1 rRNA gene is annotated in these 665 nt (G+C 49.8%); it reads left to right on the forward strand.

The features are described 5' to 3' along the window. Positions 1-288 precede the first annotated feature (288 nt). A 23S ribosomal RNA gene (locus ACFFLE_RS06420) occupies positions 289-665 on the forward strand; the annotation flags it as partial.

A 665-nucleotide genomic window follows, 5' to 3' on the forward strand; every position in this document is an offset into this window, starting at 1 on the left:
GAAGGTGCGGCTGGATCACCTCCTTTCTAAGGAATATAACGGAACGCCCCGTTTTGGGGCGGCGGAATTGGCGTTTGACATATTGTATTCAGTTTTGAATGGTCTTCATTGACGATTCAACCCCTTGCACATTGAAAACCGTATAGAAGCAATGCGAAAAATGATTTTAACCGAAATCAAGCGTAGAAACCGAGAACTGAAGAGTTCATAAAACACGCGTTGTGTCGCAAGAAAGCGAAAGTGGACATCCACTGCAGCTGGACTGGGACACACTCACAAATTCATTGCGATTAAGTAATGAAGGGCGCACGGTGGATGCCTTGGCACCAAGAGCCGATGAAGGACGGAACCAACACCGATATGCTTTGGGGAGCTGTAAGTAAGCGTTGAACCAAAGATTTCCGAATGGGGGAACCCCGCACATTAGTGCGACTCTCAGGTGAATACATAGCCTGAGGGAGGTAGACCCGGGGAACTGAAACATCTTAGTACCCGGAGGAAGAGAAAGAAAGATCGATTCCCTGAGTAGCGGCGAGCGAAACGGGAAGAGCCCAAACCAGTCATTGACTGGGGTTGTAGGACACCGAAAAAGCGACTTCGAGCGAGCAGAAGCGACTGGAAAGTCGCACCATAGGGGGTAACAGTCCCGTATGCGAAGCGAGGAG

This window comes from Salinicoccus siamensis (genome assembly GCF_042429615.1).
GTDB lineage: Bacteria > Bacillota > Bacilli > Staphylococcales > Salinicoccaceae > Salinicoccus > Salinicoccus siamensis.